This window comes from Sporosarcina ureae DSM 2281 (assembly GCF_000425545.1).
Classification (GTDB): domain Bacteria; phylum Bacillota; class Bacilli; order Bacillales_A; family Planococcaceae; genus Sporosarcina; species Sporosarcina ureae.
This window is the reverse complement of the sequence record NZ_AUDQ01000004.1, coordinates 26,586-42,986: the sequence shown is the minus strand read 5'-3', so window position 1 is coordinate 42,986 and position 16,401 is coordinate 26,586. Positions and strand designations below refer to the sequence as shown.

Here is a 16,401-nt window from a genome sequence, read left to right as displayed (position 1 = left end):
AAGAGGGAGGGACATATTTCATGCGTCGTAATGATCAGAACAAAAGTGAGTTTGAAGAACGCGTAGTAACGATCAACCGCGTTGCGAAAGTTGTAAAAGGTGGACGTCGTTTCCGCTTCACTGCACTTGTCGTAGTCGGAGATAAAAACGGTCGTGTCGGTTTTGGTACTGGTAAAGCACAAGAAGTTCCAGATGCAATCCGTAAAGCAATTGAAGATGCGAAGAAAAACTTGATTGTAGTGCCAATGGTCAAAGGTACAACTCCACATGAAGTAATCGGACGCTTTGGTGCAGGACAAATCCTCATCAAACCAGCTGCTCCGGGTACTGGTGTTATCGCAGGTGGACCTGTCCGTGCGGTACTTGAACTTGCAGGCGTCACGGATATACTTTCTAAATCTCTTGGATCAAGCACACCGATCAACATGGTACGTGCAACAATCGAAGGGTTGCAGAATTTGAAACGCGCAGAAGACATTGCCAAATTGCGTGGTAAATCCGTAGAAGAACTGTTAGGTTAAGGGGGGAAATACAATGACGAACAAACTTGAAGTCACCCTTACGAAAAGTGTTATTGGTTCAAAGCCAACACAGCGTAAAACAATTGAAGCACTAGGCCTTCGAAAGTTAAATCAAACAGTTGAGCATCAAAGCAACGATGCCATCCGTGGTATGATTACAAAAGTTAGCCACTTGGTAACCGTTAAAGAAATTTAAGTACTATTTTACAATAAGGAGGTGCCGATAAGATGAAATTACATGAGCTAAAACCAGCTGAGGGATCTCGCAAAAACCGCAAACGTGTTGGTCGTGGGATTGGATCTGGAACAGGTAAGACTTCTGGTAGAGGTCATGACGGCCAAAACGCTCGTTCAGGCGGCGGTGTACGTCTTGGTTTCGAAGGTGGACAAATTCCTCTTTTCCAACGACTTCCTAAGCGCGGGTTCACGAACATCAATCGTAAAGATTATGCCATCGTTAACCTCGACACATTAAATCGTTTCGAAGAAGGCACGGAAGTAACGCCGGAATTGTTAATTGAAACTGGTGTTGTAAGCAACGCTAAATCTGGTATCAAGATTCTGGGTAACGGAACACTTGATAAGAAGATCACAGTACGTGCTAACAAATTCTCCGCTTCTGCAAAAGAAGCAATTGAAAAAGCAGGCGGGCAAACAGAGGTGGTATAATGTTTCAGACAATCTCTAATTTCATGCGTGTGAAGGAGATCCGGTCTAAAATAATTTTCACCCTCCTAGTGCTCATCGTTTTTAGACTAGGGACATTTGTTCCGGTTCCAAACGTTGATGCAACTGCTTTACAACAATCAGATAACCAGTTTATCGGATTCTTGAACACATTTGGTGGGGGAGCACTATCCAACTTCTCGATCTTTGCAATGGGGATTATGCCGTATATCACGGCATCCATCATTGTACAACTCTTGCAGATGGATGTTGTTCCAAAGTTTACTGAGTGGTCAAAACAAGGTGACGTCGGAAGACGTAAACTTGCACAATTCACAAGATATTTCACGATCGTTCTAGCCTTTATTCAAGCACTTGCCATGTCGTTTGGTTTCAACCAAACATTTGGCGGTACACTGATTCAAGACAATAGCGTATCTACGTATATCACAATTGCGATTGTGTTGACTGCCGGTACTGCTTTCCTTCTATGGCTTGGTGAACAAATTACTGCAAAAGGTGTTGGAAATGGTATTTCCATCATTATCTTTGCAGGGATTGTTGCCGGCATTCCAAATGCAGTTAACCAGTTGTATGTAACGCAAATTCAAGACGCTGGAGATGCACTATTTATTAGAATTGCAACGATGGTCTTACTGCTGATCGTGATCGTAGCCATAGTGGTCGGGGTTATTTACTTCCAAGAAGCATTGAGGAAAATTCCAATTCAATATGCGAAACGTGTCTCAGGACGCAATCAGTCTGTTGCAAGTCAACAAACACACTTACCTTTGAAATTAAATGCTGCAGGAGTTATCCCGGTAATCTTTGCGGTGGCATTCTTTATAACGCCACAACAAATCGCTCCATTTTTCGGTGAGAACAGTGTAACTAAAACTATTATTCGGATCTTCGATTATACGAATCCGATTGGTATGATTTTGTATGTAACACTTATTATCGCGTTTACGTATTTCTATGCATTCATTCAAGTGAATCCAGAAAATATGGCAGACAATCTGAAAAAACAAGGTGCATACATTCCAGGAATTCGTCCAGGAGCAAACACTCAAAAGTACTTAACAAGTACTCTGTATAGACTGACGTTCGTCGGCTCGATTTTCCTTGCTGTCGTAGCGGTTATGCCGATCTTCTTCATTAACTTGGCGAATTTGCCTCAATCCGCTCAAATTGGCGGAACGAGCTTGCTCATCGTAGTAGGGGTTGCCCTTGAATCAATGAAGCAATTAGAATCACAATTAGTGAAGAGACATTACAGAGGCTTTATGAAATAAAAAGCAATAGCCTGACCTATTGTAAACAAATGGAGGGCAAGGACGTATGAATATCGTATTAATGGGTCTGCCTGGTGCTGGTAAAGGCACACAAGCAGACAAAATTGTCGAGAAATACGGAATCCCTCATATTTCTACAGGCGATATGTTCCGTGCTGCCATCAAAGATGGCACGGAACTTGGAGTTAAAGCAAAATCGTTCATGGATCAAGGAGCATTAGTTCCTGATGAAGTTACCATTGGTATCGTGCGTGAACGTTTAAGCAAACCGGATTGTGACAAAGGATTCTTGCTTGATGGTTTCCCTAGAACGGTCCCACAAGCTGAAGCACTAGATGCTTTACTTGAGGATTTAGGAAAAAGCATTGAGTACGTATTGGATATCGAAGTCGATACGGAAGAATTAGTGGCAAGGTTATCTGGCCGTCGAATTTGTAAAGTATGTGGCACATCGTATCACTTGATCTTTAACCCGCCAAAGGTAGAAGATGTGTGTGATAAAGATGGCGGAGAACTTTACCAACGTGCAGATGACAATCCGGATACTGTCATGAATCGTCTGGAAGTAAATATGAATCAGACAGCTCCTTTACTCGACTTTTATGGCGAAAAAGGTGTACTGACTAAAATTAATGGCCAACAGGATATTAATCTTGTATTCAAGGACTTAGATGCAGTTTTGCAACAAGGTAAAAAGTAATCAATCCTTTTCGGGCACATCTTCTTCATTGTTCGGAAGGTAATGGATGAAATCGAACTGCAAAAGCATTAGGTTCCTGTTATAAGATCAATGAGAGTTTATCATTAATTCCTTGGTAGTTCCGACATGCATTCTATTGCCAATGGCAGTATAATATATAATTGGCACTGCAACGAGGGCAATAAAGGATCTCATTCGTGATTTATGCGAAACAGCGAAATGTGGCAGACGTCTTTCGAACATCACTCATGCTAACTGGACATATGTTGAAGGAAGCCTTTTGAAGGCAACTGATGCCGCTCGATGGTGAAAGCCTTTATTGGGATATAGAAGGGAGACAGGATTGATGGCGAAGGACGACGTAATTGAGGTAGAAGGAACTGTTCTTGAAACGTTGCCGAATGCGATGTTTAAAGTGGAGTTAGAAAACGGACATACTGTGCTTGCACACGTGTCAGGTAAAATTCGTATGCACTTTATTCGTATTCTGCCAGGCGACAAGGTGACATTAGAACTTTCACCTTACGATTTAACACGTGGTCGTATCACATACCGTTTCAAATAAACTTTTGCACTCCCGAAATACTGAAGGAGGTTGGGTAAGATGAAAGTAAGACCATCTGTAAAACCGATCTGCGAAAAATGTAAAGTTATTCGTAGACGCGGCCGAGTAATGGTAATCTGTGAAAATCCAAAGCACAAACAAAGACAAGGCTAAAACACAAGGAGGTGCACAACTTATATGGCACGTATTGCTGGTGTAGACGTTCCGCGCGATAAGCGCGTTGTCATTTCATTGACATATATATTCGGTATTGGTAAAACAACTGCACAATCAATTTTAACTGCAGCTGATATTTCTCAAGAAACTCGCGTTCGTGATTTAACTGACGCTGAGCTTGATAAGATTCGTGAACAAATTGACGGCTTGAAAGTAGAAGGAGATCTTCGTCGTGAAACTTCTCTAAACATCAAGCGTTTGATGGAAATCGGTAGTAACCGTGGTATCCGTCACCGTCGTGGATTGCCTGTTCGTGGACAAAACACGAAAAACAATGCACGTACGCGTAAGGGTCCTAAACGCACAATGGCTAACAAGAAAAAATAATTAGGTAAAGGAGGGTTCTTTCCAACATGGCACGTAAACAACAAACTCGTAAACGTCGTGTAAAAAAGAATATTGAGACTGGTATTGCACATATCCGTTCAACGTTCAATAACACTATCGTAACTATCACGGATAGCCACGGTAATGCACTTTCATGGTCTAGCGCTGGTGCACTTGGCTTTAGAGGTTCCCGTAAATCCACTCCATTTGCTGCACAAATGGCTGCTGAAACTGCAGCGAAAACAGCAATGGAACACGGTTTAAAATCATTGGAAGTAACAGTTAAAGGCCCAGGTGCTGGTCGTGAAGCGGCTATCCGTTCACTACAAGCTGCTGGTCTTGAAGTTACTGCAATCAGAGACGTAACTCCGGTTCCGCATAATGGTTGTCGCCCGCCAAAACGTCGTCGCGTATAATCGGTTTGAATCTATTGGATTAAGAAAGACATTTTTTGTTAATACTGTTAAAATAGACTATCTATTATCAGTGAATTCAATAAGGTTAAACCATTATAGAGACGTTTTGAGGAGGGTAAATTAATGATCGAGATTGAGAAACCAAAGATTGAAACAGTAACGATCGGTGAAGATTCACAGTTCGGTAAGTTTATTATCGAACCATTAGAGCGTGGATATGGAAACACCCTAGGGAATTCCTTGCGCCGCATTCTCTTGTCTTCATTACCAGGAGCTGCTGTGACATCTATTCAAATCGATGGTGTACTTCATGAATTCGCTACAATTGAAGGTGTCGTCGAAGACGTATCTACAGTTATTTTGAATGTGAAGAAACTAGCTCTCAAAATTTACTCAGACGATGAGAAAGTTATTGAGATCGATGTGAAAGGTGAAGGCGTCGTGACGGCTGCAGACATCACACATGATAGTGATGTTGAAGTATTAAATCCAGATCTCCCGATTGCTACTCTCGGTAAAAATGGACATTTACGTATGCGTATGTATGCTGTACGTGGACGAGGATATGTTCCTTCCGATCAAAACAAACGTGAGGATCTAGCGATTGGTGTAATTCCAATCGACTCGATTTACACTCCTGTATCACGCGTTAACTTCCAAGTTGAAAACACTCGCGTCGGACAAAGTACCAACTTTGATAAGTTGACACTCGATGTATGGACAGATGGAAGCATTGGTCCTAAAGAGGCAGTATCACTTGGAGCTAAAATTCTTACAGAGCATTTGAATATATTCGTTGGTATGACTGACGAAGCACAAACTGCAGAAATCATGGTAGAAAAAGAAGAAGACCAAAAAGAAAAAGTTTTGGAAATGACAATTGAAGAACTTGATCTTTCTGTCCGATCTTATAACTGCTTGAAGCGTGCAGGCATCAATACGGTTTTAGAGCTTGCTAACAAGTCTGAAGACGAAATGATGAAAGTGCGAAACTTAGGCCGTAAATCACTTGAAGAAGTGAAAGCTAAATTGGATGAGCTAAACCTTGAGTTACGCTCTGAAGAATAACTGACATATATTGAAGGAGGGTAACTTCAAATGGGATACAGAAAACTTGGACGCACAAGTTCACAACGTAAAGCAATGCTTCGCGACTTAACGACAGATCTTATCATTCATGAGCGCATCCAAACAACTGAAACACGTGCGAAAGAATTACGTAAAGTAGTTGAAAAGATGATCACTCTTGGAAAACGTGGAGATCTTCATGCACGTCGTCAAGCGGCTGAATATATCCGTCGTGAAAAGGTAACTGTTGAAAACGGAGAAGGCGAAGAAGCAACAGTGTTTGCACTTCAAAAACTTTTTGATACAGTAGCACCACGTTATGCAGATCGCCAAGGCGGTTATACACGTATAATGAAAATGGGACCTCGCCGTGGCGATGGCGCACCAGTAGTTATTATCGAACTGGTGTAATTCCAACACTTCGAGGGTGTGTCTGTCACGCACAGCACACCCTCTTATTACAACTACGAGATTTATACGACATAAAAGCTGAGTGTTATGATCCGCGAGTAATCGACTGGTCTAGCTCTACGTACCTCATCTGAGATGTCGGCATGAGCACCCGGCATTTTCGTTTTCAAAGGCGCATTCCTTAGATGAGGTACGCGCTTTTTTTTTATACATAAGAATAATTGATTACATAGAGTTTATATTGATCCATAACATCACCTAAGAGGAGGAATCTAAATGAAGGAAATAGCGTCGATGCACCATGTGGAGTTTTCTTACGATATGGAGGAAGAAGAATCTTCGCCTATGTCAACTAAGGCATTGAATAATGCGTCTTTCACTTTGTATGAAGGAGAATGGCTGGCAGTTGTAGGGCATAACGGTTCTGGTAAGTCGACGCTAGCAAAGCTGTTGATTGGTTTGATGTTTCCTTCATCAGGTGAAGTACATCTCTTCTCGGAACGACTATCAGAAGAGAATCTTTGGGAAACACGTTCGCGTATGGGCATTGTCTTTCAAAACCCGGATAATCAGTTTGTCGGATCTACTGTGCAAGATGATGTAGCCTTTGCATTAGAAAACAACGGCGTACCATACGACATGATGGTAAAACGTGTTCAAGAGGCTTTGGAACAGGTGAAGATGAAGGATTACATTAATCACGAGCCACATCATCTCTCAGGTGGTCAGAAGCAGCGTGTAGCGATTGCAGGTGCGTTAGCTATGCATCCTGAGCTACTTATTTTGGATGAAGCCACTTCTATGCTGGATCCCCAAGGACGTGAAGAAGTAATCGAGATCGTCAAGAAGTTACGATCTGAAATTAACTTGACTGTGTTATCCATTACACATGATTTAGAGGAAGTATTATTGGCAGATCGTATTTTGGTAATGAATGAAGGACAAGTATTGATGGTAGGTACACCGCAGGAAATTTTCCAACAAGGTACTGAACTTGAAAAAGTAGGACTTGATCTGCCATTTGCTTTACGTGTTTCTGAGTTATTAAGAGCCACTGGCGTAGAGTTGCAAGGTAATCATATGACAGAAGAAGAGTTGGTGAATGAATTGTGGACATTTCACTTCAGCAAGTAGGATACTTATACGCTAAAGATTCACCGTTTGAGAAACGTGCTTTGCAGGACGTGACAGCTACGATCCCTTCAGGCTCTTATACATCAATCATTGGTCATACGGGTTCAGGGAAATCGACTTTATTGCTTCATTTGAATGGGTTGCTAAAGCCGTCTGAAGGTATTGTCCAAATAGGTGACACGATGATTACTGCCCAGACTAAAGGTAAGAAGATGAAGGAAGTTCGAAACCACGTAGGGATTGTCTTTCAGTTTCCTGAACACCAGTTATTTGAAGAAACAGTTGAAAAAGATATCATGTTCGGACCTATAAATTTTGGTGTGCCGAAAGAGGAAGCAAGAGCTCGAGCACATGAATTAGTGAAGCTTTTAGGTTTGCCGGATGATGTGCTGCAGAAGTCTCCTTTTGAGCTGTCAGGAGGTCAAATGCGGCGTGTTGCGATTGCGGGTGTCCTAGCATTCAAGCCATCTGTCTTAGTCCTTGACGAGCCTACAGCGGGCTTGGATCCTAAAGGGCGTAAAGAGATTATGGAGTTATTTCATCATTTGCATAAGACAGAGAGTCTAACGACGATCCTTGTGACACATAGTATGGAAGATGCGGCACGCTACAGTGATCGAATCCTTGTGATGCATGAGGGGACGGCTGTGATGGAAGGGACGCCTGAAGAAATATATAGTTTGGAAGATCAGCTTCATTCATTTCGACTCAGCGTCCCGCGTTCCGTGCGTTTTCAGCGTCAGATCGAAAAGATGAGTGGACAGCGTTTTGATCGCATTGCACTTACGGAAGATACATTGGCACAAGAGTTAGCAAAAGCTATTGCGAGAAAAGGGGAGCGGCCATGTTAGAAAAAATGATTATTGGCCGTTTTATTCCAGGTACATCCATTGTGCATCGTATGGACCCCCGTTCCAAGTTGCTCTTTGTCTTTCTGTTTGTAGTAGCGGTGTTCTTGGCCAATAACGTTGTGTCTTATGCCATTTTGCTTGGCTTCACAGCGTTTGCCATTGCACTCGCTCGAATTAGACCATATTTTTTGATCAACGGGTTAAAACCGGTCATCTTTTTGATCATTTTTACTCTTCTATTACATATCTTCTTTACACGTGAAGGACCCGTTATATTTGAATGGAAGTTTATCAAAATTTATGAAGAGGGTTTGCGAATGGGTATATTTATATCCATCCGATTTTTAGTTCTCGTTTTGATTACGACAGTATTGACATTAACAACTTCACCAATCTCAATTACGGATGGATTGGAAACGTTGCTCAATCCTTTTAAAAAGCTGAAATTGCCAGTACATGAGTTGGCATTGATGATGTCGATATCTCTTCGTTTTATTCCAACTTTAATGGATGAAACGGATAAAATTTTAAAAGCACAACTAGCAAGAGGATCTGATTTAAGTACCGGTTCCATCAAAGAGCGGGTGCAGGCAGTCATTCCATTGCTTGTACCACTATTTGTCAGTGCATTTAAGCGTGCAGAAGATTTAGCGATCGCTATGGAAGTGCGTGGCTACCGTGGTGGAGAAGGTCGCACAAGGTTCCGTCAGTTGTCTTGGCACATGAGGGATACTGCTGTTCTGATCACATTTGTGCTATTGGTAGGTGTATTGCTGTGGGTGAGGAAGTGAATAAATTGAAACGAATGAAAGCGACTGTTTCGTATGACGGGACGCATTTTGCTGGATATCAGTCCCAGCCAACCATGCGGACAGTTCAAGCGGAGATAGATAAGGCGCTTGTTAAATTGCATAAAGACCCGACATCACACGCGGTAGCAAGCGGACGAACCGATGCTGGTGTCCATGCGTTAGGTCAGGTCATCCATTTTGACACACCTCTAGATTTAGGTGATCGCTGGCTGATGGCATTGAATGTGCTGCTACCTAAGGACGTACGTATAACTGCGATTGAACAGGTGTCTAAAGATTTCCACGCCCGTTACGGTGCAAAAGGTAAAACGTATCGATATAAATGGTCCTATGGAGAATTGCAAAGTCCATTCGAGCGTAATTTTGCTGTTCATTTAGGTAGGTGGAATCCAGATGTAGAACGAATGAATGCAGGTGCTGTCTATTTAATCGGCACACATGATTTTACAAGCTTCTGTTCGGCGAAGACCGCTACCTCGAATAAAGTCCGTACGATCCGGAAACTTACACTTGAACGGCATCAGGACGAACTAATTCTTGAAGTGGAAGGAGATGGATTTCTTTACAATATGGTTCGTACGATTGCCGGTGCTTTGCTGGCAGTTGGCATTGGTTGGGACGAGCCCGAAGATATCCAAAAAATACTCGAGGCAAAAGATCGCCAAAGAGCAGGGAAAACTGCGGCGGCACACGGTTTGTACTTGCTAGAAGTCACTTATTGAAGTCATGGCAACTAATCCTGGCGTATACATAAAAACGCTTGACTTTATTGGCAATAAAGGATAACATGATAAATGGTATTTCAATAACCCCACAAACAAGCCCCGGAAGTTTATTTGTGTTTAGGGATAGAGAAAACAAGGGAACAGATTTGATATTTTAGGAGGAAATACAATATGCGCACAACATTCATGGCTAAAGGTCACGAAGTCGAACGTAAATGGCTAGTTGTCGACGCTGAAGGACAAACGCTTGGTCGTCTTGCTTCAGAAGTTGCAACTCTTTTACGCGGTAAACATAAACCAACGTTTACACCACATGTTGATACAGGCGATCACGTCATCATCATCAACGCTGAAAAAATCCAATTGACTGGTAACAAGTTGAAAGATAAAATGTACTACCGTCACTCTGGTTACACAGGTAGCATCAAGTCACGTACTGCTCTTGAAATGCGTACGAACTACCCTGTAAAAATGCTTGAACTTGCGATTAAAGGAATGCTTCCAAACGGTCCTCTAGGTCGTCAAACAATCAAGAAATTACACGTATTTGCTGGTCCAGAACATCAGCATGCAGCACAAAAACCAGAAGCTTTCGAGCTTCGCGGTTAATTAAGAGGAGGAAACCCACTTGGCACAAGTACAATATATCGGCACTGGCCGTCGTAAAAGTTCAGTAGCTCGTGTACGTCTAATTCCTGGCGAAGGCAAAATTGTCGTCAATAATCGTGACGTAGAAGACTACGTACCATTCGAAACACTTCGTGAAATCATTAAACAACCACTAGTTACAACGGAAACACTTGGAAGCTACGATATCCACGTTAACGTTCACGGTGGAGGTTACACAGGTCAAGCAGGCGCAATCCGTCACGGCGTTGCTCGTGCATTGCTTACTGTAGATCCTGATTTCCGTGCAGCACTTAAATCAGCAGGATTCCTAACACGTGATCCACGTATGAAGGAACGTAAAAAATACGGTCTTCGCGGCGCTCGTCGTGCACCACAGTTCTCAAAACGTTAATTTGTTTTTTCAAAAGTTCTTCTCATTATTTAATGAGGAGGGTTTTTTTGTGTTTAGCTTGAGTAGTACTTTTCGAAGTAGATATCTCGCCAGCTCCTTATGTAAGCGGGAACACTTGAATCTTCGCCGAGAAACTGTACAATAAATTAGTAGCAGTAACTCCAATTCACTTTCTAAAAAGAAAGTAAACCACCCTTCATTCCCAGTTGTTTTAGCTAGTTGAGAGGCTCACGGATCACCCCCTGATATTATGAGTCTTTAACGAATCAACTGCGACTAGACCATTTATTAAACAACTCGTTACCTAATGATATGATTCGAATTTAGAGACAACTTGACCGAAAAACTATTTTGACCGCTAACAATAGTTTATTTGTCGACGAAGTGTTATGTGGACAACGTTTATGTTAACTTGCATTTGGGTAAACTGTGACAAGTTGAACCTCTCTATACACACACGCTTTATCAATGGAATTATATGAATGAATCAAAATATGTAAAGCAATCAAAAGAGGATAAAAAGTTAATATAATTTTTATGCTTTATAGAATATTACATTTTTAATTGGAGAATTGTATTACTGCAATATATTATTTATTTTAGGAGGTTGAACAATGCGATTACTACCGCGTGAAATTGATAAGTTAATGATCGTTGTTGCTGCAGACGTTGCCAGAAGACGGAGGGAACGAGGACTTAAATTGAATCACCCTGAAGCAATGGCTCTTATTACATATGAGGTGATGGAAGGTGCCAGAGATGGGAAAACAGTTGCGGAACTTATGGCTTATGGTGCGACGATTTTAACTCGTGAAGATGTAATGGATGGGATTCCTGAAATGATTGATGACATTCAAGTAGAAGCAACATTCCCTGATGGGACGAAGTTAGTCACAGTGCATAACCCGATAAGATAGATTGTTTATGAAAAGAAGGGAGACGTAACGATGATACCAGGCGAATATATTTTAAAAGATGAACCAATCATTTGTAATGAAGGTGCAGAAAATATACATGTACAAGTTATTAATCATGGGGACAGACCCATCCAAATTGGTTCCCATTATCATTTTTATGAAGTGAATCTTGCGTTAAAGTTTGATCGGGATGTGACGTATGGTAAACGTTTAAATATTCCTGCAGGCGCTGCTGTTCGTTTTGAGCCGGGCGATGAAAAAGAAGTACAGCTAATTGACTATGCTGGAGAAAGAGAAGTGTACGGTTTTCACAATAAAGTAGACGGAGCATTGGGAGGCGGGAATACAAAATGAGTTTTAAAATGGATAGAGAGCAATATGCTCAAATGTACGGACCGACAACCGGAGACTCTGTCCGACTAGCAGATACAGATTTATTTATCCAAATCGAAAAAGACTACACAAAATATGGAGAAGAAGTTGTGTTCGGTGGCGGGAAAGTCATTCGCGATGGAATGGGCCAACACCCGTACATAACGCGCGAAGAAGATGAACGCGTACCTGATACAGTCATTACAAATGTTGTCGTGCTGGACTATACAGGAATATATAAAGCGGATCTAGCAATTCGAGACGGCAAAATTTCGGGTATCGGCAAAGCAGGTAATCCGCTTGTGCAAGACAAAGTGGATATTATTATTGGAACGTCCACTGAAGTTATTTCGGGTGAAGGTAAAATCATTACTGCCGGTGCAATTGATACGCACGTGCACTTTATTAATCCGGCACAAGTAGATGTCGCACTTACTGCGGGAACGACAACACTAATCGGTGGTGGAGCTGGACCGGGAGATGGTTCTAGAGCTACGACTGCCACACCAGGTGCTTGGCATCTTCATTCCATGCTGAAGGCTTTGGATGGACAACCGATCAATATCGGTTTAACAGGGAAAGGGCATGCAGCAGCAGGAGGCCCATTAGCTGAACAAATAATTGCCGGTGCGATTGGTTTGAAAGTTCATGAAGATTGGGGCGCAACACCGTCTGTTCTCGATCATGCATTACGCATTGCTGATGAATATGACGTGCAAGTCGCACTTCACGCGGATACATTAAACGAATCCGGATTTTTTGAAGATACGATCAAAGCCATTGATGGTCGCGGTATCCATATGTACCATACAGAGGGTGCAGGAGGCGGACATGCTCCGGATTTGATTAAATCTGCAGGCATGATGAACGTGTTGCCGGCTTCTACCAATCCGACATTGCCGTATACAATTAATACGATTGATGAGCATTTGGATATGGTGATGGTAGCGCATAACTTAAATCCTTCCGTGCCAGAAGATATCGCATTTGCAGATTCACGTATTCGCAATGAAACGATTGCAGCGGAAGATATTTTACAAGACCTAGGTGTCTTTAGTATGACAAGCTCCGATTCTCAGGCGATGGGCCGTATCGGAGAAGTTGCACTTCGCACATGGCAAGTAGCCCACAAAATGAAAAACCAGCTTGGAGTTATGGAGGGCGATAGTGAGTATTCGGATAATAATCGGGTAAAGCGCTATGTTGCTAAATATACGATTAATCCTGCTATCGCTCATGGCGTATCCGAGTATATCGGTTCAATTGAAGTCGGGAAAATGGCTGACCTTGTCCTATGGGATCCAAAATTCTTTGGCGTTAAACCGGAAATGATATTGAAGAATGGAATGGCAGTCTTTAGCTTAATGGGAGATGCTAATGCGACGATCCCAACGCCACAACCCATGATTTATCGTCCGATGTATGCAACACTCGGTAAGGCATTGTCGCAAAGTTCTATTACGTTTGTTTCCCAAATTGCATATGATCAAGGAATAAAAGAGAAGCTTGGACTTGAAAAAGTGGTACTGCCTGTTCGTAATATACGCAGTCTCACGAAAAAAGATATGAAATTAAATACAGCTACACCCCATATTGATGTAGATCCACAAACGTATGAAGTGAAAATTGACGGAAAACTTATAACATGTGATCCGATTGACGTAGTACCTATGGGTCAACGCTATTTCTTATTCTGAGGTGAAGAAAATGATTGTAGAAGAAGTCTTAATGAACGTTAGAGATTTAGATCCAAGTAAGTATGACAGCCTTCATAAAGAGAAAGTGTACTTAGAAAGTGCACATTTAATGAAAAGAATTCAACGTGTAGAAACCGATCACGGGCGTGAAATTGGAATTCGATTAAAAAAACCCCGTGATTTGGAAGCGGGAGACATTCTTTTTATGGATGATAAGAATGTTATTTTGATTGACGTACTTTCTGATGATTTAATTATTATTAGCCCGCGGACGATGCTTGAAATGGGAACGATTGCTCATCAGCTCGGAAATCGTCATTTACCTGCGCAGTTTGAGGATGAGGATATGCTCGTTCAGTATGATTATTTAGTCGAGGAATTGCTACAAGAAATGGGTATTCCATTCAAGCGAGAAGAACGAAAAGTTGCGAAGGCTTTCCGTCATATCGGACATAGCCATGACTAATAACGCATTGTCCTTGTTACAGCTATGCGATTCAAGTTTTCCGATCGGCTCTTTTAGCCAGTCATTTGGACTGGAAACGTATATCCAAAACGACAAGGTCACCGATGCCAATACGTTTTCTGAGTGGTTGAATGTCTATCTGCATGAACAGCTTGCTTATGCAGATGGCTTGGCCGTAAGACTCGTTTATGATGCACTTGATGTGGATGATCTTAATAAGATTTGGGAATTGGATCGCATATTGACTGTACAGAATCTTGCCCGTGAATCACGTGATGGAACACAACGTATGGGTGACAGAATGTTAGACATTGCCGAATCCATTTACAAAATACCAGTGTTATCTATCTACGCGCAGAAAATTCGTGACAAACAAGCTTTCGGACATCCAGCTATTGTTTTTACAATGATCGGACATCACCTTCAAGTAGAAAAGACTACAACGATTTTATATTATTTATATTCGACGGTTGTTAGTCTCGTACAAAATGCCGTGCGGGCCATCCCGCTTGGACAGACTGCGGGACAGAAGATTATTTATACGTTTCAACAACAACTTCAGCAAACAACAGACAAAATTATGGAATTAGATCAAGAAGAGTTTGGAGTCGTATCGCCAGGACTCGAGCTTTCACAAATGCAACACGAACGTGTTGGGATACGTATTTTTAGTTCGTAACGAACACAATGAAATTGAGAATAAGGATGTGCTTAGAATGGGAGCAATTAAAATAGGTGTTGGCGGACCAGTTGGTGCAGGAAAAACTATGCTGGTCGAAAAGATTACACGCGCTTTAGAGGGCGAAGTAAGTATGGCAGTCATTACAAATGATATATACACGAAAGAAGATGCCAAGTTTTTAGTTGCGAACGGTATTCTTCCAGAAGACCGCATTGTCGGGGTGGAAACAGGAGGCTGTCCACATACAGCAATTCGAGAAGATGCATCGATGAACTTTGCGGCGATTAATGAATTGCAGGAAAAGCATCCCGACGTAGAGTTGATTTTTGTAGAGAGTGGCGGCGATAATCTAGCGGCTACATTCAGTCCGGAACTCGTAGACTTTTCCATTTATATAATTGACGTAGCGCAGGGTGAAAAAATCCCGCGCAAAGGCGGACAAGGAATGATTAAATCTGATTTGTTTATTATAAACAAAACAGATTTGGCGCCATATGTCGGGGCAAGTCTTGAAGTCATGGAGTCTGACACAAAAGTATTCCGAGGAAATAAGCCTTTCTTTTTCACTAATTTGAAAGACGATCAAGGGCTAGATGAAGTAGTAGAGTGGGTCAGGAAACATGCTTTGTTAAAAGGACTAGGACAAGATGTCTGAATGGACAGGCGTTCTTGACCTTGTCATGGAAAACCGCTTAGGACGCTCCGTGGCAAAAAGTGTCTACTTCCAGGGTGCATTTAAAGTGATGCGCCCTGTCTATTTCAATAAGAATAGTTATCCATGCTACTATTTATTAAATCCTGGCGGTGGCTATTTAGATGGAGATCGGTATCAAATGAAAGTTACGCTTGGTGAACGAGCGATGCTGACGTTGACGACCCAGTCGTCGACGAAAGTATATAGAACGCCCACCAAGCCAGTGTACCAAGAGACGATCTTTCATATGAAAAAAGACAGTTATCTAGAGTACTTGCCGGATGCACTTATCGCATACAAAGATGCCAGTTGTTATCAAAAAAACAGTATATACATGGAAAAAGGCGCAACATTGCTATATTCCGATATACTGACTCCCGGCTGGTCGCCGGAAGGAGAAAAGTTCAGCTACGATATGCTCCGTTTGAAAACGGAGATTTATATGGAAAATCAGCTTGTTGCCTTTGATCATATTAAACTTCATCCAGCGTCTCAGCATATGAATGAGTTAGGTTTTATGGAAGGATACACACATTTAGGTTCCTTGATTGTCGTTGGAGAAAAGACAAGCGATGCTTTATTGGATCGATTGTATGAAACAATTCAACAAGAGGCTGGAGAATTTACATTTGGATTATCCAAGCTTGCTGTTCCTGGCTTCACCATCCGTATATTAGCAAACTACACACAGGTCATAGAACGAATTATTTCAGTGTGCCATCACGTGATTAGCGACGAATGGTATCAAACGAAGCCAAGTTTTTTAAGGAAGTACTAGACAGGGCCCGACAATTCTAAAGAGTTGTTGGGCTTTTCCTGTTAATTTTGCTGCTTATATATAAATT

General features: G+C 41.9%; 24 protein-coding genes. All 24 read left to right on the top strand.

Features of this window, described 5'->3' with window-relative positions:
* Window positions 1–20: 20 nt before the first annotated feature.
* The 24 genes from rpsE (at window position 21) to H605_RS0105195 (ending at window position 16,334) form a co-directional block, all read left to right on the top strand.
* Window positions 21–521, top strand: coding sequence for a 30S ribosomal protein S5 (gene rpsE / locus H605_RS0105305; protein ID WP_029053262.1), 501 nt, complete (start codon window positions 21–23; stop codon window positions 519–521).
* Between the two features lie 13 nt (window positions 522–534).
* Complete coding sequence (gene rpmD / locus H605_RS0105300; protein WP_029053261.1) at window positions 535–717, top strand: 50S ribosomal protein L30; 183 nt, start codon at window positions 535–537, stop codon at window positions 715–717.
* Between the two features lie 32 nt (window positions 718–749).
* Window positions 750–1,190 carry a 50S ribosomal protein L15 gene (gene rplO, locus H605_RS0105295; RefSeq protein WP_029053260.1) on the top strand — a complete coding sequence of 147 codons (441 nt, stop codon included), beginning with the start codon at window positions 750–752 and terminating at the stop codon, window positions 1,188–1,190.
* Window positions 1,190–2,482 carry a preprotein translocase subunit SecY gene (gene secY, locus H605_RS0105290; RefSeq protein ID WP_029053259.1) on the top strand — a complete coding sequence of 431 codons (1,293 nt, stop codon included), beginning with the start codon at window positions 1,190–1,192 and terminating at the stop codon, window positions 2,480–2,482. Before rplO ends, secY begins: the two co-directional genes overlap by 1 nt.
* A gap of 46 nt (window positions 2,483–2,528) precedes the next feature.
* A complete protein-coding gene (locus H605_RS0105285) occupies window positions 2,529–3,182 on the top strand; it encodes an adenylate kinase (RefSeq protein ID WP_029053258.1) in 654 nt (217 codons plus the stop codon).
* 346 nt (window positions 3,183–3,528) lie between these two features.
* Entirely contained in the window at window positions 3,529–3,747 is a 219-nt protein-coding gene (gene infA / locus H605_RS0105280; protein ID WP_029053257.1) for a translation initiation factor IF-1, read from the top strand.
* A 39-nt stretch (window positions 3,748–3,786) separates the two neighbouring features.
* Complete coding sequence (rpmJ, locus tag H605_RS18580) at window positions 3,787–3,900, top strand: 50S ribosomal protein L36 (protein ID WP_076758849.1); 114 nt, start codon at window positions 3,787–3,789, stop codon at window positions 3,898–3,900.
* 24 nt (window positions 3,901–3,924) lie between these two features.
* The gene (gene rpsM, locus H605_RS0105275; protein ID WP_029053256.1) at window positions 3,925–4,290 is read left to right on the top strand and encodes a 30S ribosomal protein S13; all 366 of its coding nucleotides are present in this window, start codon (window positions 3,925–3,927) and stop codon (window positions 4,288–4,290) included.
* Window positions 4,291–4,316: 26 nt separating this feature from the next.
* The gene (gene rpsK, locus H605_RS0105270) at window positions 4,317–4,706 is read left to right on the top strand and encodes a 30S ribosomal protein S11 (protein WP_009499031.1); all 390 of its coding nucleotides are present in this window, start codon (window positions 4,317–4,319) and stop codon (window positions 4,704–4,706) included.
* A 123-nt stretch (window positions 4,707–4,829) separates the two neighbouring features.
* Window positions 4,830–5,774: a DNA-directed RNA polymerase subunit alpha gene (locus H605_RS0105265; protein WP_029053255.1), complete on the top strand. Its 945-nt coding sequence runs from the start codon at window positions 4,830–4,832 to the stop codon at window positions 5,772–5,774.
* 30 nt (window positions 5,775–5,804) lie between these two features.
* On the top strand, window positions 5,805–6,185 hold the full coding sequence (rplQ, locus tag H605_RS0105260; protein ID WP_029053254.1) for a 50S ribosomal protein L17: 381 nt from the start codon (window positions 5,805–5,807) through the stop codon (window positions 6,183–6,185).
* A 276-nt stretch (window positions 6,186–6,461) separates the two neighbouring features.
* On the top strand, window positions 6,462–7,319 hold the full coding sequence (locus H605_RS0105255) for an energy-coupling factor ABC transporter ATP-binding protein (protein WP_029053253.1): 858 nt from the start codon (window positions 6,462–6,464) through the stop codon (window positions 7,317–7,319).
* Window positions 7,295–8,170 (top strand): energy-coupling factor ABC transporter ATP-binding protein, encoded by an 876-nt coding sequence (locus H605_RS0105250; RefSeq protein ID WP_029053252.1) that lies wholly within the window; start codon window positions 7,295–7,297, stop codon window positions 8,168–8,170. The genes H605_RS0105255 and H605_RS0105250 overlap by 25 nt, the downstream gene beginning before the upstream one ends.
* Window positions 8,164–8,961 (top strand): energy-coupling factor transporter transmembrane component T family protein, encoded by a 798-nt coding sequence (locus H605_RS0105245; protein WP_029053251.1) that lies wholly within the window; start codon window positions 8,164–8,166, stop codon window positions 8,959–8,961. The genes H605_RS0105250 and H605_RS0105245 overlap by 7 nt, the downstream gene beginning before the upstream one ends.
* Before the next feature lie 5 nt (window positions 8,962–8,966).
* On the top strand, window positions 8,967–9,704 hold the full coding sequence (gene truA / locus H605_RS0105240) for a tRNA pseudouridine(38-40) synthase TruA (protein ID WP_029053250.1): 738 nt from the start codon (window positions 8,967–8,969) through the stop codon (window positions 9,702–9,704).
* Between the two features lie 174 nt (window positions 9,705–9,878).
* A complete protein-coding gene (rplM, locus tag H605_RS0105235; protein WP_029053249.1) occupies window positions 9,879–10,316 on the top strand; it encodes a 50S ribosomal protein L13 in 438 nt (145 codons plus the stop codon).
* 19 nt (window positions 10,317–10,335) lie between these two features.
* Complete coding sequence (gene rpsI / locus H605_RS0105230; protein WP_029053248.1) at window positions 10,336–10,728, top strand: 30S ribosomal protein S9; 393 nt, start codon at window positions 10,336–10,338, stop codon at window positions 10,726–10,728.
* Window positions 10,729–11,342: 614 nt separating this feature from the next.
* Window positions 11,343–11,645 (top strand): urease subunit gamma, encoded by a 303-nt coding sequence (locus tag H605_RS0105225; protein WP_029053247.1) that lies wholly within the window; start codon window positions 11,343–11,345, stop codon window positions 11,643–11,645.
* A gap of 30 nt (window positions 11,646–11,675) precedes the next feature.
* Window positions 11,676–11,999: an urease subunit beta gene (locus H605_RS0105220; RefSeq protein WP_029053246.1), complete on the top strand. Its 324-nt coding sequence runs from the start codon at window positions 11,676–11,678 to the stop codon at window positions 11,997–11,999.
* A complete protein-coding gene (ureC, locus tag H605_RS0105215; protein WP_029053245.1) occupies window positions 11,996–13,714 on the top strand; it encodes an urease subunit alpha in 1,719 nt (572 codons plus the stop codon). Before H605_RS0105220 ends, ureC begins: the two co-directional genes overlap by 4 nt.
* A 10-nt stretch (window positions 13,715–13,724) precedes the next feature.
* Entirely contained in the window at window positions 13,725–14,180 is a 456-nt protein-coding gene (gene ureE, locus H605_RS0105210; protein ID WP_029053244.1) for an urease accessory protein UreE, read from the top strand.
* Window positions 14,173–14,859, top strand: a complete 687-nt coding sequence (locus H605_RS0105205) for an urease accessory protein UreF (RefSeq protein WP_029053243.1) — start codon at window positions 14,173–14,175, stop codon at window positions 14,857–14,859. The genes ureE and H605_RS0105205 overlap by 8 nt, the downstream gene beginning before the upstream one ends.
* A 37-nt stretch (window positions 14,860–14,896) precedes the next feature.
* Entirely contained in the window at window positions 14,897–15,517 is a 621-nt protein-coding gene (ureG, locus tag H605_RS0105200; RefSeq protein WP_029053242.1) for an urease accessory protein UreG, read from the top strand.
* Entirely contained in the window at window positions 15,510–16,334 is an 825-nt protein-coding gene (locus H605_RS0105195) for an urease accessory protein UreD (RefSeq protein ID WP_029053241.1), read from the top strand. The genes ureG and H605_RS0105195 overlap by 8 nt, the downstream gene beginning before the upstream one ends.
* The last annotated feature ends 67 nt before the right edge of the window (window positions 16,335–16,401 follow it).